At 60.9% G+C, this 24,408-nt stretch carries 21 protein-coding genes; 19 read left to right on the plus strand and 2 right to left on the minus strand.

What is annotated here, in order from left to right; genetic code table 11:
• The first annotated feature begins 18 nt into the window (after window positions 1-18).
• The 9 genes from ACIK7D_RS12650 to ACIK7D_RS12690 all read left to right on the plus strand — a co-directional run bounded on the left by ACIK7D_RS12650 (window position 19) and on the right by ACIK7D_RS12690 (window position 11,707).
• The gene (locus ACIK7D_RS12650; protein WP_080854511.1) at window positions 19-1,158 is read left to right on the plus strand and encodes an ABC transporter substrate-binding protein; all 1,140 of its coding nucleotides are present in this window, start codon (window positions 19-21) and stop codon (window positions 1,156-1,158) included.
• Entirely contained in the window at window positions 1,155-2,222 is a 1,068-nt protein-coding gene (locus tag ACIK7D_RS12655; RefSeq protein ID WP_020813248.1) for an iron ABC transporter permease, read from the plus strand. The genes ACIK7D_RS12650 and ACIK7D_RS12655 overlap by 4 nt, the downstream gene beginning before the upstream one ends.
• The gene (locus ACIK7D_RS12660; protein WP_003524635.1) at window positions 2,216-2,968 is read left to right on the plus strand and encodes an ABC transporter ATP-binding protein; all 753 of its coding nucleotides are present in this window, start codon (window positions 2,216-2,218) and stop codon (window positions 2,966-2,968) included. The genes ACIK7D_RS12655 and ACIK7D_RS12660 overlap by 7 nt, the downstream gene beginning before the upstream one ends.
• A 188-nt stretch (window positions 2,969-3,156) precedes the next feature.
• A complete protein-coding gene (locus ACIK7D_RS12665; RefSeq protein ID WP_127755757.1) occupies window positions 3,157-3,657 on the plus strand; it encodes an RNA polymerase sigma factor in 501 nt (166 codons plus the stop codon).
• A 111-nt stretch (window positions 3,658-3,768) separates the two neighbouring features.
• A complete protein-coding gene (locus ACIK7D_RS12670; protein ID WP_135397214.1) occupies window positions 3,769-4,764 on the plus strand; it encodes a FecR family protein in 996 nt (331 codons plus the stop codon).
• A gap of 149 nt (window positions 4,765-4,913) precedes the next feature.
• Window positions 4,914-7,685 (plus strand): TonB-dependent hemoglobin/transferrin/lactoferrin family receptor, encoded by a 2,772-nt coding sequence (locus ACIK7D_RS12675; RefSeq protein ID WP_400156478.1) that lies wholly within the window; start codon window positions 4,914-4,916, stop codon window positions 7,683-7,685.
• 104 nt (window positions 7,686-7,789) lie between these two features.
• Window positions 7,790-8,545 (plus strand): hypothetical protein, encoded by a 756-nt coding sequence (locus tag ACIK7D_RS12680; RefSeq protein ID WP_006698641.1) that lies wholly within the window; start codon window positions 7,790-7,792, stop codon window positions 8,543-8,545.
• Window positions 8,546-8,559: 14 nt separating this feature from the next.
• A complete protein-coding gene (locus ACIK7D_RS12685) occupies window positions 8,560-10,407 on the plus strand; it encodes a type I secretion system permease/ATPase (protein WP_400156479.1) in 1,848 nt (615 codons plus the stop codon).
• Window positions 10,394-11,707 carry an HlyD family type I secretion periplasmic adaptor subunit gene (locus ACIK7D_RS12690; protein ID WP_137453895.1) on the plus strand — a complete coding sequence of 438 codons (1,314 nt, stop codon included), beginning with the start codon at window positions 10,394-10,396 and terminating at the stop codon, window positions 11,705-11,707. Before ACIK7D_RS12685 ends, ACIK7D_RS12690 begins: the two co-directional genes overlap by 14 nt.
• A 24-nt stretch (window positions 11,708-11,731) precedes the next feature.
• Here ACIK7D_RS12690 and ACIK7D_RS12695 read toward each other — a convergent pair whose 3' ends face one another.
• Both ACIK7D_RS12695 and ACIK7D_RS12700 read right to left on the minus strand, forming a co-directional pair.
• Window positions 11,732-12,652, minus strand: a complete 921-nt coding sequence (locus ACIK7D_RS12695; protein WP_170985940.1) for an SMP-30/gluconolactonase/LRE family protein — start codon at window positions 12,650-12,652, stop codon at window positions 11,732-11,734.
• A 33-nt stretch (window positions 12,653-12,685) separates the two neighbouring features.
• Window positions 12,686-13,399, minus strand: a complete 714-nt coding sequence (locus ACIK7D_RS12700) for a GntR family transcriptional regulator (protein WP_035240481.1) — start codon at window positions 13,397-13,399, stop codon at window positions 12,686-12,688.
• A gap of 103 nt (window positions 13,400-13,502) precedes the next feature.
• Here ACIK7D_RS12700 and ACIK7D_RS12705 point away from each other — a divergent pair, with 103 nt between their 5' ends.
• The 10 genes from ACIK7D_RS12705 to ACIK7D_RS12750 are packed head-to-tail and all read left to right on the plus strand — an operon-like array spanning window position 13,503 to window position 24,405.
• Window positions 13,503-14,555: a Gfo/Idh/MocA family protein gene (locus tag ACIK7D_RS12705; RefSeq protein ID WP_400156480.1), complete on the plus strand. Its 1,053-nt coding sequence runs from the start codon at window positions 13,503-13,505 to the stop codon at window positions 14,553-14,555.
• Complete coding sequence (locus tag ACIK7D_RS12710; protein WP_135397224.1) at window positions 14,548-15,564, plus strand: Gfo/Idh/MocA family protein; 1,017 nt, start codon at window positions 14,548-14,550, stop codon at window positions 15,562-15,564. Before ACIK7D_RS12705 ends, ACIK7D_RS12710 begins: the two co-directional genes overlap by 8 nt.
• Window positions 15,561-16,634, plus strand: a complete 1,074-nt coding sequence (locus tag ACIK7D_RS12715) for a Gfo/Idh/MocA family protein (protein ID WP_020813259.1) — start codon at window positions 15,561-15,563, stop codon at window positions 16,632-16,634. Before ACIK7D_RS12710 ends, ACIK7D_RS12715 begins: the two co-directional genes overlap by 4 nt.
• A 21-nt stretch (window positions 16,635-16,655) precedes the next feature.
• Window positions 16,656-17,927: an ABC transporter substrate-binding protein gene (locus ACIK7D_RS12720; RefSeq protein ID WP_046801403.1), complete on the plus strand. Its 1,272-nt coding sequence runs from the start codon at window positions 16,656-16,658 to the stop codon at window positions 17,925-17,927.
• A gap of 57 nt (window positions 17,928-17,984) precedes the next feature.
• Window positions 17,985-18,953, plus strand: a complete 969-nt coding sequence (locus ACIK7D_RS12725; RefSeq protein WP_110757921.1) for a carbohydrate ABC transporter permease — start codon at window positions 17,985-17,987, stop codon at window positions 18,951-18,953.
• Entirely contained in the window at window positions 18,946-19,989 is a 1,044-nt protein-coding gene (locus tag ACIK7D_RS12730) for a carbohydrate ABC transporter permease (RefSeq protein ID WP_127755767.1), read from the plus strand. The genes ACIK7D_RS12725 and ACIK7D_RS12730 overlap by 8 nt, the downstream gene beginning before the upstream one ends.
• A gap of 22 nt (window positions 19,990-20,011) precedes the next feature.
• Window positions 20,012-21,091 carry an ABC transporter ATP-binding protein gene (locus tag ACIK7D_RS12735; RefSeq protein WP_400156481.1) on the plus strand — a complete coding sequence of 360 codons (1,080 nt, stop codon included), beginning with the start codon at window positions 20,012-20,014 and terminating at the stop codon, window positions 21,089-21,091.
• 37 nt (window positions 21,092-21,128) lie between these two features.
• The gene (gene araD / locus ACIK7D_RS12740; RefSeq protein WP_262531137.1) at window positions 21,129-22,853 is read left to right on the plus strand and encodes an L-arabinonate dehydratase; all 1,725 of its coding nucleotides are present in this window, start codon (window positions 21,129-21,131) and stop codon (window positions 22,851-22,853) included.
• A 10-nt stretch (window positions 22,854-22,863) separates the two neighbouring features.
• On the plus strand, window positions 22,864-23,661 hold the full coding sequence (locus ACIK7D_RS12745) for an NAD-dependent epimerase/dehydratase family protein (protein WP_400156482.1): 798 nt from the start codon (window positions 22,864-22,866) through the stop codon (window positions 23,659-23,661).
• 33 nt (window positions 23,662-23,694) lie between these two features.
• On the plus strand, window positions 23,695-24,405 hold the full coding sequence (locus ACIK7D_RS12750) for a ribonuclease activity regulator RraA (protein WP_020813265.1): 711 nt from the start codon (window positions 23,695-23,697) through the stop codon (window positions 24,403-24,405).
• Window positions 24,406-24,408 lie beyond the last annotated feature (3 nt).

Consider the following 24,408-nt stretch of genomic DNA (forward strand, 5'->3'; position numbering starts at 1 on the left):
ACTCAATGAGGACTTCTCATGCGGCTCAACGCTCTCAGGCATCTTGCGGTGCTGGCTTTCTCCCTTCTCGCCGTGCCGGTTCTGGCGGCCGAGATTACCGATGTCACCGGTCGCAAAGTCGAGCTGGACCTGCCGGCCAGACGCGTCATCGTCGGTGAGGCGCGCCAGGTGCATGTCATTGCCGCGCTCAAGGGCGACAAGACCTTCGACACCATCGTCGGCTGGCGTGACGATCTTCTCAAGAAGGATCCCGACAGCTACGCCGCCTATGTCGAGCGTTTTCCGCAGATCGAGAAACTGCCGCGCTTCGGTTATGTGCCGCAGGGCGATTTCAGCCTGGAAACGGCCATCACCCTTTCGCCCGATGTGATCACCCTCAATCTGGAAGCGGAGAAATCCGCCAAGGAAAGCGGTTTCGAAGAAAAGGCCGCCGCCGCCGGCATCAAGATCATCTATCTCGATTTCCGCATCGATCCTGAAAAGAACAGTGAAGCCTCGGTCGAAATTCTCGGCAAACTCTTCGGCGCCGAAGAGCGGGCGAAGGAATTCATCGCCTATCGCCGTGCCGAAATCGCCCGCGTGACCGACCGGCTCGCCAGCGTCAAGGACCTGAAGCGCCCGAACGTCTTCATTGAACGCGCGCCCGGCATTTCCGGCGAAAACAATTGCTGCCGCACTTTCGGACCGGTCAATTTCGGCGCGATGGTCGATCTCGCCGGTGGCCACAACATTGCCGACGGCATCATCAAGACAACCTTCGGCGATCTCAATCCCGAACAGCTCGTCGTTGCCGATCCGGATCACGTCATCGTCACCGGCTCCAACTGGGCCGCCGAATCCGACATCAACCAGTTCGTTCCTGTCGGACGCGGGGCGGATATGGCTCTCTCCCGTGAGCGACTGGCCAACCTGATGAAGCGCACGCCGTTTCCGGAACTGAAGGCCGTGAAGCAAGGCAATGTCCATGCCGTCTGGCACCAGTTTTATGGCGCGCCCTACGAATTCTTCCCGATCCAGCAATTTGCCAAGTGGTTCCATCCCGATCTCTTCGCCGATCTCGATCCGGAAAAGAATTTTGAGGAGTTTCACCGCAAATTCCTGCCCGTCACCTATAAGCCGGGCTATTTCGCCTCGCTCGAAAAAGGTTTGAACCAATGAGTTCGCTGAATGAAAGCGCGGTTGGCATCAGTGGGCGCGATCAATATCGCGCCCTTGCCGCGCGCAGGATAATCATCCTCTTCGGGCTTTTTATCGCGCTGTGTTTCAGCATGGCCGCCGACATGGCGCTCGGTCCGGCGCGCTATACGCTCTCCGAGGTTCTGGCGACGATTGCCGATCCGGCCGCCGTCGGAAACCAGCTTCGGGTGGTGATCTGGGATATTCGCATGCCGATCGCGCTGATGGCGGTGACCGTCGGAGCGTCGCTTTCGGTCGCGGGTGCGCAGATGCAGACCATCCTGTCGAACCCGCTCGCCAGCCCCTTTACGCTCGGCATTTCGGCGGCGGCAAGTTTCGGTGCGGCGCTGGCGCTGGTTGGCGGCGTGGCGATCTTTCCGGGCGCCGTGCATTACATGGTGCCGATCAATGCCTTCATCATGGCCATGGTCGCGGCTCTCTTCATCCATTTCGCCTCGACGCTTCGCGGGGTGACGGTCGAAACCATCGTGCTGCTCGGCATCGCGCTGGTGTTCACCTTCAATGCGGCGTTGTCGCTGCTCGAATATCTGGCCTCCGAACAGGCGCTTGCCGCCGTGGTTTTCTGGACCATGGGCAGCCTGACGAAGGCGACCTGGGACAAGGTCTATATCACCGCCGCCATCCTCCTCGTCACCGTGCCGCTGTTCATGCGCAATGCCTGGGCGCTGACGGCGCTGAGGCTTGGCGATGACAAGGCGGCCAGCATGGGCATCAATGTCCGGCGGCTGCGGTTGACGACCATGCTGACGGTCAGCCTGCTGGCGGCCATTCCGGTTTCTTTTGTCGGCACAATCGGTTTCGTTGGGCTGGTCGGTCCGCACATCGCCCGCATGGTGGTGGGTGAGGACCAGCGTTTCTTCCTGCCCGGCTCGGTGATCTGCGGTGCGCTGCTTCTGTCGGCAACCTCGGTCATCAGCAAGATTCTCATTCCCGGCGCTATTCTGCCGATCGGCGTCATCACGGCGCTCGTCGGCGTTCCGTTCTTCTTCGCGCTTATTTTCGGCAACAGGAGGCGCGCATGGTAGCGCTCGCACTGAAAGATGTCGGCGCCGCCTATGGGCGCATCACGGTTCTCTCCAAGGTCGGCATCGATACGCTGGAAAGCGGCAGTGTGACGGCCGTTATAGGCCCGAATGCCGCCGGCAAGTCCACGCTTTTCAAGCGCATCGCCAGCCTGATTTCCGGTCCCGGACTGGTCGAGCTCTCCGATACGGCCCGCGGTAACCGCGCCATCTGCTACATGCCGCAGGATACCGGCGCCAACGCCGTGCTGACCGTCTACGAATCCGTGCTTCTTTCCGCCAAGCAGGGCGGCGGCTGGCGGGTCCATGACGATGAGCTTTTCGAGATCGACGCCATTCTCAAGGCGCTGAAAATTCACGACCTGGCTTTCCGGGGGCTTGGCGAATTGTCCGGCGGTCAGCGACAGCTTGTTTCGCTGGCGCAGGCGCTGGCGCGTAAGCCGGAAGTGCTGCTGATGGACGAGCCGACGTCTGCGCTCGATCTTCATCGGCAGATCGAGGTTCTGGGCTTCGTCACCGATCTGGCGCAGAAGACCGGCATGATCGTGCTGATCGCCCTGCATGACCTCAACCATGCGCTTCGTTATTGCGCAAATACGATGGTTATCGCGCGTGGTGAAATGGTGGTGAGCGGCAGCACGGAGGCGGTTATAACCCCGGAGATGCTGCGCGATATCTATCGCATCGATGCCCGTATCGAGCCCTGCTCGCAGGGCAGACCCATGGTCATCGTCGACGGGGCCATCTGACAGGTCAAGACCCGGCCGCCTTCGCTGCCGGGTCCCCTCGATGCGGCCCGCACAAATTCTTGATGATAATAGTCATGAAATATCTGTTCGATCCACGGTTTGGATGCTAGAGCTTTGAGCGGCAGAACTGCGCGGCCATTCGGGGGCGGCAGGGCTCGTCGATCCTTGAAATTTCTCTCGGTTGAGACATGGGCATACGGGAAGATGACAAGCGTTATAACGCTTACGTCGCGCATAGGGTCGACCTGATCAAATACGCCACCCTCATTCTGGGGTCGCGGGCGGATGCGGAGGACGTGGTTCAGGAAGCATTCCTGAAATTCGTTCCCGAAGCCTCCGGCAATCCTTCCAATCTCAAATCCTATCTCTTCCGCATCGTTCGCAATCTTGCGCTAGACAATCGCCGGCGCAGCCGCCAGGACCTTCGGGAACGGCCGGACGATACGCCGTTCTGGGGCATGCCGCAGGACAATGGTACGCCGGAGGAGCATGCCCTTTTCTGTGACGAAGTCCGGCAGATGCGGACTATTTTGGCCGGCCTGCCGGTTCAGGCAAGGGTGGCATTGGAAATGCACAGATTCGGTGGTTACAATATGGAAGAGATTGCGCGTCACCTCGGCGTGTCCGTGGCCAGCGCACATCGTCTGATCAAGGGCAGCATTGCCGCGATTACCAAAGAAATGAAGTAAAATAGTCCCGATTGTCCCGCCCTGTGAAAAAAATCTCTTCCTCAAACGTCTTTATAGCAATGCAGAAGACGACGCTGCTGCTGCGCCCCGCAAAGGAACTGGCCCGGTTCAATGACCATTGATCCAGAGAAAAAAATTGAATTGCCGGCCGGTAAGGCGGAAGAGGCGGCCGACTGGCTGCTGCGTTTGCAGTCTGGCTCGGCGGAACCGCGGCTGAAGGCGGAATTCGAGCAATGGCTGGCGGCAGCGCCGGCAAACCGTCTCGCCTGGGAACGAACATGCAGGACATGGCGGAACCTCGGCCTGGTGGAGCCGGAATTTAAGAACCTCTGGGAAGATGCGCCGCATCTGCCCGGCAAGGCCGCGACAAAGCCGCAACGGCGGCGCTGGTCCGTGCGGCATTATGCCGGCGCGGCCGTGGCGGCGGCGTCCCTCTGTCTTGCGGTGCTGTTCGTTCCGGCATTTTTCGTTCGTCTGGAGGCGGACTATCAGACCACCACCGCCGAAAGCCGCACGATCACCCTCGAAGACGGCAGCAAAGTGCAGCTTGCCGCCGCGAGCGCGCTTTCAACGGATTTCACGAATGACCGTCGCAATGTGACGGTGCTGAAGGGGGAAGCCTTTTTCGACGTCGTGCCGGACAAAACGCGTCCCTTCGTCGTGGAGGCAAAAAACGTGACCGTTCAGGTGCTGGGCACAGCTTTCGACGTCGACCTGACGGATGGCGTAACCCAGGTGGCGCTGGCGCATGGTTCCGTGGAAGCGTCCTTCCGCAATGCGCCGCCAACGCGGCTGGTGCCGGGCGAGATGCTGATTGTCGACGCTTCCGGCGCGATCCGCAAAGAGACTGTTTCCGTCGAGGATATTGGCGGCTGGCGCAATGGCGAACTCTATGTGGTCGATGCGACGATAGGCTCGGTCGTGGAGCAGATCCAGCGTTACCATCCGGCGTGGTTGACCATGGCCGACAAGCGGCTTGCGGAGCAGAGGGTGACAGGGTTTTACGATCTGCGCGACCCGGATCGCGCGCTGGAAGCCCTGGTGGAACCCTATAAGGGCAAGGTGCATGCGATTGGCGGCAGCGCCCGTATCATCACCCGCTTCTGAAACATTCTGAAACAAAAAATCATATTTATTTTCAGTAATTTATAAAATTTCTTCCGAAAGCCTGAAAAAAATCGACGAGGCAATCGTCTTTTTGTTGAGTAATCCGGTCAAGATATATCCGGAGCGAAAGACAGGAAGACAAAAGCAATATGCGCCTCCAGACATGCAAGACCGGTTCAGGGGAAAAAGCAGCAAAGCAGGCTCGCAGGGCCGTGCTGCTGGCGACAACGGCGGTCGTCGTTTCATTCGTGACGCCCGTTCTGGCCCAGACCGGAGCAGATACCGCCAATTCCCAGCGTGCAGGCGGCGAGCAGGGGGTGACGCGGCCGTTCAATATTCCCGCCCAGTCGCTGTCATCGGTCGTGGGTGCTTTCGGGCGGCAATCCGGCCTTCAGGTCACGCTGGCCACGCCGGCGGCGGGCAATGTGCGCACCAACGCCGTCACCGGCAGTTTCACGGTGCGGGAGGCGCTGTCACGGTTGCTGGCGGGAACGGGCGTCAATTTCCGTATCGCCGGCAATGGCAGAACCGTCGTCATCGGCACGGGGCAATCGACCGTCGATCTTTCCGCGGCGGAGGGTACGACGGTTCTGGAGACCATTACCCTGACCGGCAAGACCGGGCGCAACTCCATTGCCGGTTCCGGTTATCAGGGGACGCCCGACTGGGTTTATGAAACGCCCGCCAGCGTCAGCGTGGTCGACCGTGAGGCGATCCAGTCGGCCGGCGTGCGCAACACCCGCGACGTTTTCAACCGGGTTTCCGGGGTTTATGCCGGCGAGGGCAATGGCAGCTTCCCAACCGTTTCGCCCAATGTGCGCGGTTTGCAGGAAAGCGGCCGCGTGGTCGTCTCCATCGATGGCGCGCGGCAGAATGCGCAGCGTGGTGCGGCCTTCGGCGGCGCCACGAGCTACACCGCAAGCGCCGGGCAGGGTTATGTGGATGTCGCTTTCATCCGTGCCGTCGAAATCGAGAAGATAACCAATGCACGGTCGGGTAATGCCGGCTCTCTGGGCGGCAAGGTCGAGTTCCGAACCGTCAGCGCCGACGATCTCATCGCCGAGGGTGAAAACAAGGGCGGGGAAGTGAATGTTTCCCGCGGCACCAATGGTTATGATTTTCAGGGCTCGGTTCTCGGCGCCGTTCGTTCGCCGGATGGTCCTCTATCTTTCGTCGCTGGCTACAGCCGCACGATCATGGATGAATACAAGATCGGAACAAAAGGCGAGGCTCGCAGCACCGCGCTGACGATGAAGGATCTGCTTGGCCGCGACGGCTGGTCGACCTTTTTCAAGGGCGAAGGCGACTTCGGCGACGTGAAGGCCTCGCTTTCCTGGATGCATCAGGAGAATGATTTCGTTCAGGGCGCTTCCACGGTGATCGACCGGGAAAGCGTGCGAAACGACAGCGTCGTCGCGAAGCTGGACTGGGACCCCGAGAGCGAACTCATCGACTTCAAATCATCGCTGTGGCTGAACGATAATATGACGCATGAACTGCGGGCGGAACGAGAGAGATACGCGGCCGAAACGAACCTTGACATGGGCCTGCGCAGCTTCGGTGGCAGCCTGGAAAATACCAGTCGCTTTGATACGGCGGCGGGCGCGCTCAGTCTGAACTATGGGGCAGAAGCCTTCCGGGACATTGCCACATCCCTTGCAACAAGCGCCAAAATCGCGGAAAATCCTTCTTTCGCCAGCAGCTACACGTCATTCAGCCCTGCCGGGCGGCGCGATGTCGCCAGCCTGTTTTTGAATGGTGAGCTTGAGCCGGCCGATTGGATCACGCTGAGTGGCGGCGTGCGTTACGATTGGTCGCGTCTCAAGGGATCGGCGACCTATTATAGCGTTCGCGATTACACGGTGACCACGACCGTACCCTGCGATGCGATCCGCAATCACTATACGGCTCTCGATTATTTCAATCAGGTCTTCGCCCCCGCCAACCCGAGCTGGGCGGCACGTTATGCCCTCTATCTTGCGCGCGTCTGGCCCACGACCTCGGCCAACTGCATGCCGGGCACCGGTACAACCACCAATACGCCGGTCACCGAATACCCTGAGCACAATGTCGATATCGATCGCACCTACAGCGCCTGGCTGCCCTCCGCCACCATCGAACTGAAACCTGTCGACTGGTTCCGCCCCTATGTGAGCTATTCCCAGAGCCTGCGTCCGCCGACAATTCTCGAGGCGTTTTTTGCCGGTGCGCGTCCGGGCGATAGCCCCGGATACGAATACGCTCCGAACCAGGCCCTGCGTGCCGAAAAGGCGACGACCTATGAAGTCGGCGCGAATATGAGCTTCGACGGCGTGCTGCTGGACGACGATTCCATTCGCATCAAAATGGCCGCCTTTCGCCGTGAGGTGAAGGACTATATCGCACTCGGTTATCTCGTTACGGATCAGGTCCTCGACCGCACCTATACCAGCTTCGTCAATCTGGACGGCACGACCTATATGCGCGGGCTTGAATTCGAGGGCAATTACGATGCCCGCAGTTTCTGGATCGGCGGTTCGGCAACCTTTCTGAAAACAGAATGGCCTGAAAAGACGCAGGTTTTTTCCAACGGCACGACCACCACAACGGGCGAAATCGTTGCCTGGCCGGGCGACGTCGCGCCCAAGGTGAAGCTGACGCTCGATGGCGGCATGCGTTTCTTCGATGAAAAATTCTCGCTGGGCGCAAGGCTCAACCATGTCACGCCGACACAGTCGCGTACGCTGGATACGGAAGGCAATCTGCGCGAGGTGACCGATCCCTACACGACGGTGGATCTCTACGGTTCCTATGCCTTCAACGACAAGGCCACGCTTCGCTTTGCCGTCAACAACCTGACGGACCGCAAATACATTCCGGCAGCCAGCGCTTACACGGCGCCGGGCCGCACCTTTATCGCGACGATGAACGTGAAGTTCTGAACCGTGGAAGAAATTCTCCGGGCTGGGTTGCAGCCCGTCCCGGAGATGAAACGCCTTCGCCACAGGACGAAGGTATCGATATTGGCCAGCAAAGGAGTACACCTATGGCTACCACAATTCAACTGACGCAGTCTTCCTCCGATCTGATCGGCTACCTCAACGGTTGGACGAGCGGTTTCGGTTCGACCTATGGTGCGTTCTACGACGCTCAGACCAGCTCTCTCGCCACCACCACCATCGATCCGAACACGACCTATGAGGCGTGGGGCGATGGCAGCTCCGGCGGCAAGGGCATCGTCATGAGCGGCGCTCTGCAGTACTCCCAGGGCAACCTGACGGGTTCGGTCGACAGCATCGTTCTGGGCACCGGCTACAGCCAGTCCACCAGCGGCATCGCCGTCAGCCAGCAGGAACTGCTGATCGATCCCGACAGCGCCTATTCGCTCGCCGGTGCCCGCGATCTTCTCGATCTCGCCGTCTACCAGCTTGCCCGCTTCGGCTCGCTGGCGGGCTTCTATGATTACTTTGCCGCCACCGGCACGGTGATCGAGGACACGGCTGCCTCCAACACCCTGACCGGCTTTGCCGGCGCAGACACCTTCGTATTCTCCGGCGGCAACGATGTCGTGCAGGCCGGCCCGACCGGAACCTACGGCTATCAGGACGGCACGGATACGCTCGATGTCTCCGCCTGGGGCGCAACTTCGGTGGACGATTTGTTGTGGTATAACGATAACGGAAATGCCGTTATCCTTTCGGCCACAGACACGTCCGTCTCCGTCACACTGAATGGCGTCGATGCAAATGTGCTCGACGCATCGGACTTCATTTTCGCCAGCGCATCGGCGCTTGCCGCGTAAAGGAAAATCAGGCTGTGGGCTTTCAAAACCACCAGCAGACGCCGCCGCAGTCCCTCACTGCGGCGGTTGTTTCGCCCCTTAAAAGCACATTTCTCGGCGTTGCGCTGGTCAGCGGCGTGGTCAATATACTCGCGCTCACGTCGCCGCTCTTCATGCTGCAGGTTTATGACCGGGTTCTGGCAAGCGGCAGCCTGCCGACGCTGGTCGGGCTCGCCATTCTCGCGCTTGGCCTTTATGGCTTCCAGTGCCTGCTCGATATAATCCGCGCCCGCGTTCTGATCCGCATCGGTGAAGATTTCGACATGCGTTATTCCGGCAGGGTGCATGATGCGGTGGTGCGTCTGCCGCTCGTCAACCGCATGCCGGGCGACGGTCTGCAGCCGCTGCGCGATCTCGACAATGTGCGCGGTTTTCTCTCAGGCACGGGGCCGACCGCCTTTTTCGATCTACCGTGGATGCCGCTTTATCTCGGCATATGTTTTCTGTTTCACTTCTGGATCGGTGTGACGGCGCTTGCCGGCGCGATAGTGCTTGTCTCCCTGACGATCCTCACCAATATCTTCTCACAGAAGCCGATCCGCGACACCATGGTCGAGAATATGGCCCGTAACCGGCAGCTGGAGGCCTCGCGCCGCAATGCCGAAGTCGTGCAGGCCATGGGGCTTGGCGGCCGGCTCGGAAAACGCTGGCAAAATTCCAACGAGGCCTATCTCGCCGCCAATCGCAAGGCGGGCGATGTGGCCGGGGGTCTCGGTAATATTGCGAAGTCTTTGCGGGTCGTGCTGCAATCGGCCATTCTGGCGGTCGGCGCTTGGCTCGTCATCAACCAGGAAGCTTCGGGCGGCGTGATGATCGCCAGTTCGATCATGATGGGCCGGGCGCTGGCGCCCGTCGATCTCGCCATTTCCAACTGGAAGTCCTTTGTGGCCGCCCGGCAAAGCTGGGCGCGGCTGAGGGAGCTTTTTGCACAGATGCCGGCCAATGCCGCCGCCATGGCCCTTCCGAAGCCTGAAAAGGAATTGAGGGTTGAAAACGTCACCATCGTTCCGCCGGGAGAAAGAAAACCGACTGTCACCGGCCTTGGCTTCATCGTGACCGCCGGAAATGCGCTCGGCGTCATCGGCCCCTCCGGCTCGGGTAAATCCACGCTCGCGCGCATTCTCACCGGCGCGTGGATGCCGGCGGCCGGCAAGGTGCGGCTGGACGGTGCAAGTTTCGAGCAGTGGGATCGTGAGGCGCTGGGCCGCCATATCGGCTATCTGCCGCAGGGCGTGGAGCTGTTCGACGGCACGATCGGTGAAAATATCTCCCGTTTCGAGGATAATCCCGATCCTGACGCCATCATCGCGGCGGCCAGGGCTGCGGGCGCGCATGAACTGATCCTGCGTTTCGAAAAAGGTTATGACAGCGATATCGGCGAGGCGGGTTCGGCGCTTTCCGCCGGGCAGCGCCAGCGCATCGGCCTTGCCCGCGCGCTATACCGCGATCCTTTCATCGTGGTGCTGGACGAACCCAACGCCAATCTCGATGCGGAAGGCGAAGCCGCCGTGGTCAAGGCGATTTCCTCGGTGAAGGCGCGGGGCGGTATTGCCGTCGTCGTCGCCCACCGGCCGAGCGCCATCGGTGCTGTCGATTTCATTCTGATGATGGAAGAGGGACGGATGAAGGCCTTCGGTCCGCGTGACGAGGTGCTTTCGAAGGTACTGCGCGTTCCGCAGGCGCAGGCGGCCAAGGGATTTACCGCATCCGCCCAGACGATCTCGCCCCTGCGCGTCGTCGCCAATACCCAGCCGCAGGCGTTGGTGCTGGAAGACGTCCGTGAAGAGAACAGCCAGGAAGGAGATGCGGATGTCAAACATTGACCAGCGCAGCCATGTGTCCCGCTCCATCCGCAAACATCTTGTTGCTGGCCTTGCCGCGGGTGTAGCGCTGCTGGCCGGTGTCGGCGGATGGGCTGCGACGACCAATCTAGCCGGCGCGGTTGTCGCCTCCGGCCATCTGGTGGTGGATTCCTACAGCAAGAAGGTGCAGCACCCGAGCGGCGGTGTCGTCGGCGAAATTCTGGTGAATGAGGGCGACAGGGTAAAGGCCGGCGATGTGGTCATGCGCCTCGACGCGACCCAGACCCGCGCCAATCTCGCCATCGTCACCAAGCGTCTGGATGAGCTGAATGCGCGCATGGCAAGGCTGGAGGCCGAGCGCGACGATCTGCCGGAACTCGTTTTTCCGCAGGCGTTGATGGCGAGAAAAGACGATGCCGATGTCGCCTCCGCCATGCGCAGCGAGACCAAGCTGTTCGAGTTCCGCAAATCCTATCGCGAGGGGCGCAAAGCACAGCTTTCCGAACGCATCACCCAGTTCGAACATGAGATTGAAGGGCTGAAGGCGCAGGAAGTCGCCTATGATAACGGCCTTGCCGTGCTGCAGGCTGAAATCACCTCGCAGAAATCCCTGCGCGAACAGGGTATCGTTTCGGTGCAGAGGCTGAACAGCCTGCAGACGCAGGCCGCGACATTCGGCGGCGAGCGCGGCGAAAAAATCGCCTATCAGGCGCAGACGGCAGGGCGCATCACCGAAACCAGGCTGCAAATCCTGCAGATCGACCAGGAATTGCGCACCGAGGTCGGGCGGGAACTGCGGGAAATACAGGCGCAGATGGGCGAATTCGTCGAGCGCAAGGTTGCCGCCGAAGACGAGCTGAAGCGCATCGATATCGTCGCGCCGCAATCCGGCATGGTGCATGAAATGGCCGTGCATACGGTGGGCGGCGTGGTGACGCCGGCGGATCCGATCATGCTCATCGTGCCTGACGGAGACGAGCTGGCGCTGGAGGTGCAGATCGTGCCCAAGGATATCGATCAGCTTCAGCTGGGGCAAAAAGCCATGCTGCGCATGACCGCTTTCAACCAGCGTGTCACGCCGGAACTGGAAGGCCATGTCAGCCGCATTGCGGCGGATATCACCACCGACCAGCGCAGCGGTCTCTCTTATTATCTGGCGCGGATTTCCGTGCCGGTTTCCGAGCGGCAGAAGCTGAACAATGCGCCGCTGGTGCCGGGCATGCCGGCCGAGGCGTTCATTCAGACCAGCGAAAGGACGGCGCTGTCCTATATCGTCAAGCCACTGACCGACCAGATCAGCCGCGCCTTCCGTGAGGAGTAGGAATCCGGGTCCGGTTTCCGGGCTTTATCCGCCTTCGCCAAAACGGAAGGCGGCAAAGCCTTTCGTCTGTGTCGGGATTGCCCAGACGCCGCCTGAAAACGGTGCTTTCGCCAGCCGGTCTTCGGACATGTTGTGGCGGTGTGATGTCAGGAAAAGGATGCTGAAATCAGGTCCTCCGAAGCACGGCATGGTGGGGTGCGGGACGGGCGCTGCGAGCACCTCCGCATGCCTGCCGTCTGGCGTGAAAACGTTCAACAAGCCGGCGGAAACGCCCGCGCTGTAATAGGTGCCGCCGATATCGAGACAGCCGCCGTCGGGTCTTCCCGTCTCTTCCGTCATCCGGGCCACCAGCACGCCCTCATCGAATGTGCCGTTTCTGCTGTCGAATTTTCGCCGGCGTATCCATTTCTGGACGGAATCGCTCTGCCACATGATGGAGCCGTCCGGGGAAAAGGCGAGGCCGTTCGGGCATGTCAGGCCGGTCTGCATGCGCTCGGCGCTTTTTTCGGTGATCCGCCAAAGTTCACCATGGGGCTCCATGTCCGTGAGTGGCACATTGTGCATGGTTCCCACCCAGAAGGCGCCGTCGGGGCCGACCCGTCCGTCATTCAGCCGGCAGGGAATGCCGTCCGGTGACGGGAGGGAGTGGAGAAGGCGTGTTTCGCCGCTCTCCGGATTGAGGATGACAATATCCATGCCGCAGGCGACGATGAGGTCGCCGTTCTGACAGAGACCGAGACTCGAGACCGTATGGGGAAACGCCCATTCGCGATAGAGGCCGGGCTCAAGCGCTGCGGACCGCACCGTCCCGCCGAGTATATCGCACCAGAAAAGCACCTGTCGCCGCTCATCCCAAACGGGGGATTCCGCAAGTGTGCTCATCGTATCGCACAGAAGTTTCGCCTGCGACATGGCAAGCGCTTTTTCGGGAGTTGCCGTATTCATGATGCTCGAACCGTTGAAGATGATGGCGCGGAATTATTCGAAATAGTCCTGGTGGTTTTCGAAAACCTGCGAAAGAATGCCGAGGACGCGTCTCAGGTGCTTGCGCAAACCATCGGTCGCACGGGCTTCGTCCCCGGCCTTGATCGCATCGTAAACCGCCTCATGTTCGGAGAGCAGCCGCGCCATATGCGCCTCGTCGGTGATGGCGAGCGCGCGCAGGCGGTCCAGCCCCGCCTTCTCGCGGATCAACAGCGTCTCCAGCCTCTCAAGCCCCGTCGCTGCGGCAAGCGCGCTGTGGAACTGGTCGTCATGCACACGAAAAGCCTTTCTGTCTCCGCGGTGCATGGCTGCGCGCTGGCCGGTGAGGGCGTGTTCGATCTCCTGCTCGGCCTCCGCCGTTATGCCGATCTGGCACAGCCTGCAAACCGCAGCGACCTCCAGCGCCTCGCGGATGAACTGCGCGCTGCGAATGTGCTTTTCCGATAATCTGGAGACATAGGTGCCGCGGCTTGGCAGGGTGACGATCAGGCCATCATCCCGCAGGCGGCTCAGCGCTTCGCGCACTGGCGTTCGGCTGGAATTGAACAACTGTCCGATTTCGTTTTCCGAAACCGCCTGGCCGGGAAAAAGCTCCCGGGACAGGATGGCCGATTTTAGCGCGGAATAGATCTGGTCCACGACCGGACGGTTAAGGTCCAGTCGCTCCATTGTCGGCACGGTGCCACCTGTTACGGGAATTTTCGGCATATACCCTCCAGCGTTTTCATAACCGGTATACCGGAACACAAGTCTGTTGACAACCGGCATACCGGTATGCAAATGATCGCTTATTGGGAAGGAGGCTCCCGAAATGCAAAATATCAAGACCTGCGTCATCGTTGGCGCCGGAATGGTGGCGAAGACGCATGTGCTCGCCTGTGCGGCAAGTCCGGAAAAAATTCGCCTGAAGGGTTTAGTCGATGGCGGCTCCGGCCGCGCCAGGGCGCTGGCCGCCGAAGCGTCGAAATACGCCGGATATGAGGTCGTAGTTTATTCCTCGATCGAGGAAGCCGCACGCGATGCGGATGTCGATTTCGCCATCGTCGCGACGCCGCCGAATGCCCGCATCGATATCGTCGGACAGCTCGCAAAGGCGGGCAAACACATTCTGATGGAAAAGCCCGTCGCCCGGAACACGCAGGAGGCCGGCGGCCTTGTCACCCTCTGTCGTGACGCCGGCGTCACGCTCGGCATCATCTTCCAGCACCGTATGCGGGCTGCATCGCAAAAAGCCCGTGAGTTGGTCGATGGCGGGACGCTCGGAGCGCTCGGTCTCTGCGAAATTTCCGTGCCGTGGTGGCGCGCGCAATCCTATTATGATGAACCCGGCCGCGGCACCCTGGCGCGCGACGGCGGCGGTGTTCTGATCTCCCAGGCAATCCACACCATCGATCTGGCGCTGAGCCTCGCCGGGCCGGTCTCGCGCGTTCAGGCCATGGCGGCGACGACGCGGTTTCATCGCATGGAAACCGAGGATTATGTCGCGGCCGGCCTGCGCTTCAAAAATGGCGCCGTTGGCTCGCTGGTGGCAAGCACCGCAAGTTTCCCCGGTGCTCCGGAAACGATTGTCCTGCATTTCGACAATGCCAGCCTGCGGCTCGCCTCGGGCCTCCTGCATGTCGACTGGCGCGATGGCCGGCAGGAGACCTTTGGCGGCGCGGCATCCGGCACGGGCGGCGGCGCCGACCCCATGGCTTTCACGCATGAATGGCATCAGGGCGTCTTCGAAGATTTCGCAGACGCTATCTCCTCAGGGCGCGCGCCGGTCGTCACCGGTGAAGCGGCTCTTTTGTCTCACAGATTGATCGACGCAATCATCAACTCGGCCGATACCGGCAAGGAAGTGGAACTGCAGGATGACTAAAGCAATCAAGTTCGTCGCTCTCGGGATTGAGCACCGGCACATTTTCGGCATGGCCCAGAACCTGCTGGACGCCGGCGCGGAATTCGTCGGCTGGTGGACCGAAGGCGAACCCGACGTGGTGGAAGGCTTCGTCAAGCGCTTCCCGACCGTGCCGCGCGCGGCATCGAAAGAGGCTCTGCTTGCCGATGGCACCGTCGATCTCGTGGTGATCGCTGATATTCCTTCCAAGCGCGCCGATCTGGCGATCGCCGCCATGGAAGCAGGCAAGGACGTCATGTCCGACAAGCCCGGCTGCACCACTTTCGAACAGCTCGACCGCCTTCGCCAGACCGTGGCAAAGACCAAGCGTATCTGGACCGTCGATTTCTCCGAGCGTTTTGAAGTTCCGAGCGTGACCAAGGCGGCCGAACTCGTTGCGCAGGGTGCGATTGGCCGTGTGATCCAGACCGTCGGCCTCGGTCCGCATCGCCTGAACCGCCAGATTCGTCCGAAATGGTTCTTCGAGCGTGAAGCTTACGGCGGCATCATCACCGATATCGCCAGCCACCAGATCGACCAGTTCATGTTCTTCACCGGTTCGACCGAAGTGGAGATCGTGGCTGCCACCGTTGCCAACTATGCCAACCCGCGCGACCCCGGCCTGCAGGATTTCGGCGAAGTGGTGCTGCGCGGCGACAAGGGTCACGGCTATATCCGCGTCGACTGGTACACGCCCGATGCGCTGCCGACCTGGGGTGACGGCCGCCTGACGATCCTCGGCACCGAGGGTTACATCGAACTGCGTAAATATGTCGATGTCGGCAACAAGGAAGGCACCGACCGCCTCGTTCTCGTGAATGGGGACCGCTGCGAATATATCGACGCCTCCGGTGCCGGCCTGCCCTATTTCGGCCGCCTGTGCGACGACATCCGCAACCGCACCGAAACGGCGATGACGCAGGAGCATGTGTTCAAGGTATGCGACCTGTCGCTGCAGGCGCAGGCCAAGGCCGAAGGAGCAAAGGCATGATCGGCGTCGCAATCGTTGGTGCCGGCATTGGCGCCCTGCATCTGAAGGGTTATCAGGCTCTGCCCGAGCGCTTCTCCGTCAAGGCTATCTGCGACCTCGATCTGGAGCGCGCGCGCTCCGTGGCGGGTGAGGATACGTCCATCCGTCTGACGACCGATCTCGATGAGATTCTGGCCGATGAGAGCATCCAGCTGATCGACGTCTGCCTGCCGCCGCACCTGCATTTCCCCGTAACGTTGAAAGCGCATGCGGCCGGCAAGGATGTGGTCTGCGAAAAGCCGCTGGTCCGCTCGCTTGAAGAGGCAAATGCGCTGATCGACTCCGTAAAGAAGACCGGCCGTGGCGTGTTTCCGGTCTTCCAGTACCGTTTCGGACATGCGATGCGGCAGCTGCGTGCGCTCATCGATGCCGGCCTTGCGGGCAAGGCCTTCGTCGCAAGTTCGGAAGTTCACTGGAACCGTGGCGCCAGCTATTACGACATTCCCTGGCGCGGTACGTGGAAGGGCGAATGCGGCGGTGCGATCCTCGGCCATGCCATCCACGCCCATGATCTTCTCTGCCACGTTCTCGGTCCCGTCGACGAAGTGTTCGCCATGGCCGATACGCGCGTCAACACGATCGAAACCGAAGACTGCGCGGCACTCAGCTTCCGCATGAAAAGCGGTGCGCTGGCGACGAGCTCGGTGACGCTCGGTGCCGCCGAAGATACGTCCCGCCTGCGTTTCTGCTTCGAAGGCTTCACCGCCGAGAGCGGCACGCTGCCCTATCGCCCGGCTGAAGACACATGGCGTTTCATCGCCCGTGCGCCGACCACGCAGGACCAGATCGACGCCGTTCTGGCAACGGTCGCCGATGGCGAAAACGGCTTTGCCGGTTTTGTCGAAGCCATTGCCGACGCGATGGAAGGACGCGGCGGCAAGGAAGTGACTGTGAACGATGGCTTGCAGTCCATCGAACTCGTCACCGCCATCTATCGCTCGGTGCGGGAAGGAAAGCCGGTCCGCTTGTCCGACGCCGCAGAAGGCGAATGGATCAAGGGCTGGGCTCCGCGCGCATCCGCCAACGCATAATCATCTAAGGGAGGAAAAGAGATGATCGGTAAATACAGCATGGCATTGGCGCTCGCCATTGGTGCGGCGTCCTTTGCGGGCGCCGCCCAGGCGGCGCAGGAAGTGCGCTTCACCTGCGCTTATGACGGCAACGGCTGCGAAATTCTGAAAGATATTCTCGCGCGTTACGAAAAGCAGCATCCGGACGTGAAGATCGTCACTGACGTCGTGCCCTACAAGGCGCTGCTGGAAGGCCTGCCCGTGCAGCTCGCCGGCGGCAGCGGCCCGGATTTCGCAACGGTGACCGACCTTGGCGGCCTCAACCGCTATTATCTCGATCTCACGCCCTATGTGGATGCGAAATACTGGGAAGACAATTTCTCCAACGTGCTGAAATGGTATCGTAGCGGCCCTGACGACAAGGGCATCTACGGCATGCATACCCAGCTCACCATTACCGGCGCCTTCATCAACCGCACTTTGTTCGATCAGGCCAATGTGGCGGTACCCGGCAAGGATGCGACGCTGGATGACTGGGCGAAGGCTGCCAATGCCGTCGCCAAGGCAACCGGCACGCCATACCCGATGGCCATCGACCGTTCCGGCCACCGTATCGCCGGTCCGGCCATTTCCTATGGCGCGAAAATTTTCGATGCGGACGGCAAGCCCATTCTCGTCGATGAAGGTTTCACGACTTTCGTGAAGAAATTCGTGGAATGGAACAAGGACGGCACCATGGCGCGTGACGTCTGGGCCGGGCAGGGCGGCAATACCTATCGCGATGCCGCGCAGGAATTCATCAACGGCCAGCTGGTCTATTATTACTCGGGCAGCTGGCAGACCGCGCGCTTCGACAGCCAGGTCGGCGATGCTTTCGACTGGGAAGTCGTGCCGCAGCCCTGCGGCGGCGCTGCCTGCACCGGCATGCCGGGCGGTACCGGCGTTGTCGGCTTCAAGCAGACCAAGAACCCGAAGATCGTTGCCGATATCCTGAACTTCCTCGCTCAGGACGAGAATTATCTCGACTTCACCGTGCGCACCCGCAACGTTCCGGCCCACAAGGCCGTGGCTGACAAGGGCGTGACCTACACCGGTGCGACGCCTGCAACGCAGAAGGCCATGAACGCCTGGCTGGACCAGATCCCCGGCCTCAGCCCGATTGCCTATACCTATCAGGGTTACAAGAACAATCGCGCCATGTTCAACATCTCCGTCCAGCGCATCACGCAGGCCATCGTCGGTGAAAGCACCGTCGATGAGGCCATGGCCCGCGCGAAAACGGACCTCGAGGAAGCGTTGAAACAGGCGAAGTGATCCATCGCCTTCCGGCGCGGCGCATGCCGCGCCGCGCCGGATCGAAGGAGGACCCTCATGTATAAGTTTCTTGCGCCCGTCATGGGCATCGTCGAACTGCCCTTTGCCTTCCTGCAGAAGGTTCTCGGCCACCGGCGGATCGCCTGGGTGTTTCTCACACCCAACCTGATCCTGTTTGCGGTCTTCGCCTTTCTGCCGATCCTGCTGAACATGGCCTATTCCGTGACCGGCAGCGAACACATATTGCTTTCCGAGCGCCCTTCGGTGGGCGGCGAAAACTTTTCGGTCCTTCTTTCCTGTCAGAATTACCTCGACCCCAATTCCTGTCAGCGCGACCTGTTCTGGCGCTCCGTCTGGAACACGGTTTTCTTCGTCGTGCTGCAGGTTGGTTTCATGGTCGGCTTCTCGCTGATCACGGCCATCGTGCTCAACCGCGATATCCGGGCGCGCGGGTTCTTCCGCGCGGTGTTCTTCTTCCCGGTTTTGCTCTCGCCCGTCGTCGTCGCGCTGATCTGGAAGTGGATTCTCCAGCGTTTCGGCGTTCTTAACGCAGCGATGGAGGGGCTCGGTCTCGGTTCGGTCGATTGGCTGCTTGAAGCCAATCTTGCCTTCGGCTGGTCGGTCTTCCTGTCGGTCTGGGCGCATATGGGTTTCTACACGCTCATTCTTCTGGCCGGCCTGCAGGCGATCCCGCGCGATGTTTATGAGGCGGCCCAGCTTGACAAGGCAAGCCCGTGGCGCATCTTCCGGCGTATCACGCTGCCGCTGCTTGCGCCCACGATGCTCGTCGTTCTCGTCCTGTCGCTCATCAAGGGCGTGCAGACCTTCGATGAAGTCTTTGCCTTCACGGGTGGCGGCCCCGGTTCGGCGACCACCTTCATCATTCAGTTCATCTATCAGACCGGCTTTGCCGGGACGCCCCGCAATTTCGGCCTTGCGGCTGCCGCTTCGCTGCTGCTCGCCGTGGTGCTGGTGGTGCTGACCGCCCTGCAATTCCGGGCAAACAGGAGCAAGGTCGATGGCTAGGATTGGCGCATTTCTGACCCGTACCCGCGGCCGCAACGGCAAGCTGCACTGGACGGACTGGCTGTCCTACGCCTATCTCGGCGTGGCCGTGCTGATGATGTTCGGTCCCGTCGTCTGGCTCGTGCTTTCCTCGTTCAAGACGGAAGCCGATCTCCAGCGTTTCCCGCCGCGCCTCCTGCCCTATACGCAGGAAACCGTGGTGGTGGATGGGCAGGCAGCGCCGCTGCCGGCCTATGTCGACAAGGATGGCCGCAAGTTCGGCATGGTTCGCCGCATCGGCCTCGTGGCCCAGGTGGTCGATCCGGCCAAGCCAGCCGAAGTCCTGAAGATGCCGTTCAACGAGCTGAAACCGGCTGAAAAGGTGGCACTGGCGACGGAAAACTATTCCGAGCTTTTCCAGCGCTTCAATTTCCCGCTCTATTTCTGGAACTCGACCTTCATCACGGTGACGTCAACCATCATCATGCTGATCGTCAATTCCATGGCGGCCTTCGCGCTCTCGAAATACCAGTTCAAGGGCAGGGGCGTGGTGCTGGCGCTGGTTGTCGGCACGCTGATGATCCCGCAGACCGTCGTGCTTGTGCCGCTGTTTCTCATTACCAGCCAGCTCGGCATGATCAACAGTCTCTGGGGCGTCATCATTCCCGGCGCGGCAACACCGACAGGCGTCTTCCTGCTGCGGCAATACATGCTGACGATCCCGGATGAAATCCTCGATGCGGCGCGCATGGACAAAGCCAGCGAGTGGAAGATCTACTGGCGTATCATCCTGCCGCTTTCGGCCCCGGCGCTCGCCGTTCTGGCGATCCTTGCGATCATGTGGCGCTGGAACGATTTCCTCTGGCCGCTGATCGTGCTGACCCGCAACGACAACTTCACCCTGCAGCTGGCGCTCAACTCCTTCCAGGGGGAGATGACGACGGAATGGAGCAATCTGCTGGCCATGACGGTGCTGACGCTTGCGCCGATCGCACTGGTCTTCATGTTCCTGCAAAAATACATCGCCACCGGCATTGCATCGACGGGCGGCAAATAATCCTCAGGGAGGAAACACGACAATGGCAAGTATTCAGCTTCGTCAGGTCAAAAAGACATATGGCGCCCTCGATGTGATCAAGGGTGTCGATCTCGATATCAAGCACGGCGAGTTCTGTGTTTTCGTCGGCCCTTCCGGCTGCGGCAAGTCGACCCTGCTGCGCATGATCTCGGGTCTCGAGGAACTGAGCGGCGGCGATATCGTCATCGGCGGCGATGTGGTCAACACGGTGCCGGCGGCGGATCGCGGCCTTGCCATGGTGTTCCAGTCCTATGCCCTTTATCCGCATATGACGGTGCGCGAAAACCTGTCCTTCGGGCTTGAGAACATCGGCACCTCCAAGAAGGACATCGCCGACAAGATCTCCCAGGTTTCCAAGATGCTGCAGATCGACCAGCTGCTGGAGCGTCGTCCGAAGGACCTGTCGGGCGGCCAGCGCCAGCGCGTCGCCATCGGCCGCGCGGTGGTGCGCGAGCCGCGCGTGTTCCTTTTCGACGAGCCGCTTTCCAACCTCGATGCGGAACTGCGCGTCGACATGCGCGGCGAGATTTCAAGTCTTCACCGGCGTCTCGGCAATACCATGATCTATGTCACGCATGATCAGGTGGAGGCCATGACCATGGCCGACAAGATCGCCGTTCTGCGCGCCGGCAAGCTGGAGCAATTCGGCGTTCCGCTCGATCTTTATAACCGCCCTGCCAATCTCTTCGTGGCTGGCTTCATCGGTTCGCCGAAGATGAACTTCTTTGCCGGCGAAGTGACCTCGGATGCAACGCCGTCGCTGAAGATCGCCACCGGCGAATTGATCCCGCTACCGCAGACCGGCTTTTCCTATAAGCCCGGCCAGAAGGTGACTCTCGGCGTCCGCCCGAACCATGTGCAGCCGGGTGAGGGCGGTGCGCTGACCATGTCGGTGCGCACCGCAGAGCAGCTGGGCGGGGAATCCTATCTCTATGGTAATCTCGGCGACGGCACTCCGGTAACGCTGCATCTTTCCGGCCAGACCTCGACCTCGGCAGGGGAAGTCATCCGCCTGTCGGCGCCGCTGGAACATATCCATCTTTTCGATACGACGAGCGGGCTGACGCTCCGGCAGGACTGACAGCCTTAGGCGCAACCCGCAACGCAGGACCATTGACATGACCGATAAAAAACTCCGTTCCGACCGCTGGTTTGCTCCCGACGACCTGCGCAGCTTCGGGCATCGCTCACGCATGATGCAGCTCGGTTATGCGGAGGAGGATTTTGTCGGCAAACCCGTCATCGGTATCATGAACACCTGGTCGGAGCTGAATACCTGTCACTCGCATTTCCCAGAGCGCGTGCAGGATGTGAAACGCGGCGTGCTGCAGGCTGGCGGCTTCCCCGTCGAAATGCCCTCGCTTTCGGTGGACGAGAGCTTCACCAAGCCGACATCGATGCTTTACCGCAACATGCTGGCCATGGAGACGGAGGAAATGATCCGCTCGCATCCGCTTGACGGTGTGGTGTTGATGGGCGGTTGCGACAAGACGACGCCCGGCCTCGTAATGGGCGCGATCTCGGCCGGCGTGCCGATGATCTATCTGCCGGCCGGCCCGATGCTGCGCGGCAACTATGCCGGCAAGGTGCTGGGTTCGGGTTCGGACGCCTGGAAATATTGGGACGAGCGCCGTGCCGGTAACGTAACCGACGAGGAGTGGCGCGGCGTGCAGGGAGGCATCGCCCGCTCCGCCGGTGTGTGCATGACCATGGGCACCGCCTCGACCATGACCGCCATCACCGATGCCCTTGGCCTTACCCTGCCGGGAGCTTCCTCCATTCCGGCGGTGGATGCCGAACACCAGCGCATGTCGGCAGGTTGCGGCCGGCGTATCGTGGAAATGGTGGCCGAGGAGCTGACGCCGGACCGTATTCTGACCGCGACCGCGTTTCGCAACGCTGCCATCGTCGCCATGGCGACCGGTTGCTCCACCAATGCCGTCGTGCATCTGATCGCCATGGCGCGCCGCGCCGGCGTGCCGATGACGCTCGATGAGCTCGACGAGCTTGGCCGGGTCACGCCGCTCATCGCCAATGTCCGCCCCTCCGGCAAAGACTATCTGATGGAGGACTTCTATTATGCAGGCGGTCTGCGGGCGCTGATGAAGCAGCTCGAAAGCCGTCTCGACTGTTCGGCGCTGACCGTGACCGGCCGCAGCATGGGCGAAAACCTCGAGGGCGCGAAGGTCTATAATGACGACGTCATCCGCTCGCTCGATAACCCTGTCTATGCGGAAGGCTCGCTTGCGGTGCTGCGCGGCAATCTTTGCCCGGACGGCGCCGTCATCAAGCCTGCCGCCTGCGATCCGAAATACCATATCCATGAAGGCCCCGCGCTGGTTTTCGACAGCTATCCCGAGATGAAGAAGGCGATTGATGACGAGAACCTCGATGTCACGCCGGATCATGTTCTGGTGCTGCGCAATGCCGGTCCGCTCGGCGGTCCCGGATTTCCGGAATGGGGCATGTTGCCGATCCCCAAGGCGCTGATCAAGAAGGGCCACCGCGACATGGTGCGCATTTCCGATGCCCGCATGTCCGGCACCTCCTATGGCGCCTGCGTACTGCATGTCGCGCCGGAAAGCTTCGTCGGCGGGCCGCTCGCGCTCCTGAAGACCGGCGATATCGTCCGCCTCGACCTGCCGCAGCGTCGCCTCGACATGCTGGTCAGCGAAGAGGAAATCGCCAGCCGCCGCGCCGCCTGGCAGGCTCCCGCACCGCGTTATGAACGCGGTTATGGTTATCTCTTCTCCAAGCATGTCACCCAGGCCGATCAAGGCTGCGATTTCGACTTCCTGCAGACGGATTTCGGCCGCACCGCCGGCGAGCCCGATATTTTCTGAGGACGCCATCATGTTGAAGCGATTGCTCATCACAGGCGCCGGCGGCAAGCTGGGCAGCATGTTGCGCGGACGACTTGGCCATGTCACCGAGACCATCCGCCTTTCGGATGTCGTCGATCTCGGTGAGGCAGCCCCCCATGAGGAGCTTTTTCGCTGCCGGCTCGAAGACGAAGCGGCGGTTCATGAACTGGTGAAGGGCTGCGACGGCATCGTCCATCTCGGCGGTATTTCGGTGGAAAAGGCTTTTGATCCCATCGAGGCCGCCAATCTTCGCGGCGTCTACAATCTTTACGAAGCGGCGAGACAAAACGGCCTGCCGCGCATTCTCTTCGCCTCCAGCAACCACACGATCGGTTATTACCCGCAGGGACAACAGCTCGAGCCGGAAACGCCTTTCCTGCCGGATGGCCTTTATGGCGTCTCGAAGATTTTCGGTGAGGCGATGGCAAACCTCTACCATTCCAAATTTGGCCAGGAGACGGCCATCGTCCGTATCGGGTCCTGCGAAGAAAAGCCCTCGAACTGGCGGATGTTGTCGACCTGGCTCAGCTACGGCGACTTCGTCTCGCTGATCGAGGCCACCTTCCGCGTGCAGAAACTCGGCTGCCCGGTTATCTGGGGCGTTTCCGCCAATGACGACAGCTGGTGGGACAATTCCCATGTCGATTTTCTCGGCTGGCAGCGCCGCGACAATGCCGCGCGCTACCGTGCGGAAATCGAACGCGATGTGCCGCGCCCCGATCCCGAGGCTGCGATCGCAAAATATCAGGGTGGCATCTTCACAGACGAACCCATTCACAAGACTTGAAACACATCCATCCGCCATTGCGAGGAGACAGACATGAACAATGAAACGCGCGAAAAACTGCTGACGATTTCCGTCGCTACGCTGGCGACGGCGCTTTACAAGCGGGGTCTGCGCAACCAGGTCATTCAGGGCGTGCGCCCGCTTGGTTACAAGGGCAAGAACATGGTCGGACCGGCCTTTACCCTGCGTTACATGCCGGCCCGCGAAGACCGCAACCAGCTTGTTGAATTCCGCAATCCCGCCCATCCGCAACGCGTCGCCATCGAAACATGCCCCCCGGGCCATGTGCTTGTCATGGACAGCCGCAAGGATGCGACCGCCGCCTCGGCCGGCGATATTCTGGTAACCCGCCTCATGGTTCGCGGCGGCGCCGGCATCGTTTCCGATGGCGGTTTCCGGGATGCGGCCACCATTGCCGAGCTGGATATTCCCGCCTACCACACCCGCCCTTCGAGCCCCACTAACCTGACCAAACACGAGGCAATCGAGATCAACGGTCCGATTGGCTGCGGCGATGCGCCGGTCTTTCCGGGCGATATCATTGTTGGTGATGCCGATTGCGTTATCGTCATCCCGGCGGGCATTGCCGACGACGTGGCGACCGAGGCGGTGGAAATGACGGCTTACGAAGATTTCGTGGTGGAGCAGGTCAAGGCCGGCCAGACGATCATCGGGCTTTACCCCTGCACCAAGGAAGAGCACCAGACGGCTTTTGCCGAATGGCGCAAGAAGAACAACCGCTGAACC

It is taken from the genome of Agrobacterium sp. P15N1-A (assembly GCF_044626815.1).
Lineage (GTDB): Bacteria > Pseudomonadota > Alphaproteobacteria > Rhizobiales > Rhizobiaceae > Agrobacterium > Agrobacterium leguminum.